Raw genomic sequence first — 2,292 nt, 5'->3', positions numbered from 1 at the left:
TCTACCAAGGGATTGTAATCACTAATTAGGTCTAAAATATGACAAGTTATATCGAAATGGTCTTTGTCATCTTCCGAATCGTTAGGTAACTCCATTTCGTCAGCTTTTTTCTGGGCTAAACTTTTACCAGAAAGCCAGTTAATAGCATAAATAGCATGCTGGTTTGATAATGTCCATAAAATCCCTTTGATCAGATAGGGATTGTCGATGTCGGTCTTGATTTCAAGAACTTTATCAGTCAGTTGTTCAATTAGCCTGGGATTCTTAGCCAAGGCATTGGGAAATACATTGACTAACTGCTGAGATGTGTAATTTTTTTGCATCGCCTCATTGGCTAAAGCAGTTCCTAACTCTTGCCACTGAGTCACCCCCTGGCTACCTACCTCCTTAAGACTTAATGCCAGGGTTTTCAAAAATTCTGGCTTGATCCGATTAAGGTCATTGTAATCGGTCATGTAGACAAACCAAGCACTGCCATCAGCTTGAAGTTGATGGCGAACCCTACTGAGCAAATGAGTTTTGCCTAACCCTTTGTTAGCCTTGATGGTAATGCCAATCACCTGACGCTGCCCGCTACGAACTTCTTCAATTGCCTTAAAAACAGCATCGTAAGCATGAGCATTGATAGAAGTAACGTGAGGTAATTCCTTTTTCCATACATTTTGCTTCTTGACAACTGGCTCTTTGTTAAAAGGGTTTTCATTTTTTATGGCATTGTGGAGTTGTTCAAGGGGAGATGAACTGTTAGTCATGAGCAACTGTTATTCATTTTGGTGTGAGGAAGCGCATTTATTACAATAACCAGGCCAGCCTAGGATTATAGCCGCTTAGCATAGCAGCGTAATCCACTCAGTTCTGTGGTGATGGAATCTTCGATTTTGGATGGATCGCTATCGGGTAAGCTACCGCCTTGGAGTTGTAAAATCTCGTTAGCTTGCATCTCCAACAACCACTCATTGAACTGGGAACGACTGACACTATCCCCAATTTCCCGTCTAATCCGATAAATCGGTACAATGTCATCAAGGTTATAGTCCTGATTTAGCTTGTCGTAAACCTCCAAGACTACCGATTCAAAGGTTTCATAGGAAGCGATCGCATTTTCCCCAGTTTTCCCAGCATCAGCGCCTGCCTCAACGACCTTAGCCACTGAGCTTCTCTCTCTAATCCAATTTAGAACAGCCTTGACATCCTTGGCTCTGACCAGACTACCATCAAACTCAAAATCAGCGCTTTTGATGCCAGCGTCTAGCACTTCCAAGCCTTGCTCTGTCAAAAACACATACTCGATTCGGGCTTTTTTTGTTTTCTTGATCGTCCCATCTGTTTCCAATGTTTTAAAGATGTCAGTATAATCACCAGACCTCTCATTATTCAGTTTCACTGTGTCACTTAAGTCTTTTCTTTTCACTTCCTGCTTTGATCCCCCTAGATCCCACAAGTGTAGCAGCAGGCGAGTTGTAGCTTGGGCTGGGGTTCCTCGTAACCCTTTCTTATTTTCTTTCTTATTTTCGGGTTCAGGGTTTGTGGACATTTCCGTTTGTTCTGTTTGTTCTACTGTTGACATTTCCATTTGTTCTAGGTATTTTTTTCCAGTATTTACGTAGATCAGATTATGGCTTGTCACCTCTCTATCCAGTGATAGCCTACCCAATAGTCTGATGCCAATTCGGCACGATTGAGTCAGAAGCCATAAATTTTTATGGCTAGCCTAGCCTTAGGCAAGCCAAATTAAGCCTCTGCCTTTGTATAGCCCTAAAATTGCATTTTGAGGGCTATGAGTCATAGCTAAGTCAATCACACTTCCGCAATCACAATTCCCCATGGGATTGCCCCTTGGGGTGCTGCGAAAAGCGAAATCGTACTCACTTGCCTCTAGGATCAGAATTTCAAAACTATCCAGTCTTTCCCCCCAGAAAGCGATCGCATTTACTGGGAAAATCTCCAATTCTGCTAGCTTGAGTAGAGCAAGGTAGTCGAGTCTCGATATTATATCACTTCTGTTCAGTCCTAGGTTACTTTCAACTATTATTTCTGTGCCCCCTCTGGTTCCTCTGCTCCCTCTGTGCTGATCGGATCACACTTCTCTAACTAAATAGGTTTGAGCCAAATCAGCTGGACTCATGGACTCATAAGGTTCAAAAGGCTGATGAATCCAAGGATTATCTGGCAAATAATCCACATAGTAATCAGGAGCAATCCCAGAACAGGCTTTATAGTCATTATGGTACAGAAATTGAGGAGATTCGTACTGCTGTGATCTGGTATAAAGCCTGTTCTGGGATTGCTCCA

The 2,292-nt window shown here is 42.5% G+C and carries 2 protein-coding genes and 2 pseudogenes; all 4 read right to left on the bottom strand.

The genetic code is table 11. The features are described from left to right. Positions 1-752, bottom strand: a pseudogene (locus tag F6J94_RS33120) (hypothetical protein); the annotation flags it as partial. Positions 753-817: 65 nt separating this feature from the next. Then, positions 818-1,567 carry a hypothetical protein gene (locus F6J94_RS33115; RefSeq protein WP_293048006.1) on the bottom strand — a complete coding sequence of 250 codons (750 nt, stop codon included), beginning with the start codon at positions 1,565-1,567 and terminating at the stop codon, positions 818-820. Positions 1,568-1,717: 150 nt separating this feature from the next. Further along, positions 1,718-1,948: a hypothetical protein gene (locus tag F6J94_RS33110; RefSeq protein ID WP_293048004.1), complete on the bottom strand. Its 231-nt coding sequence runs from the start codon at positions 1,946-1,948 to the stop codon at positions 1,718-1,720. Between the two features lie 129 nt (positions 1,949-2,077). Then, a pseudogene (locus F6J94_RS33105) lies at positions 2,078-2,292 on the bottom strand (hypothetical protein); the annotation flags it as partial.

The organism is Moorena sp. SIO1F2 (assembly GCF_010672755.1).
In the GTDB taxonomy this organism is placed as follows: domain Bacteria; phylum Cyanobacteriota; class Cyanobacteriia; order Cyanobacteriales; family Coleofasciculaceae; genus Moorena.
The sequence above is the reverse complement of the archived record's forward strand: the minus strand, read 5'-3'. Positions and strand labels throughout refer to the sequence as shown.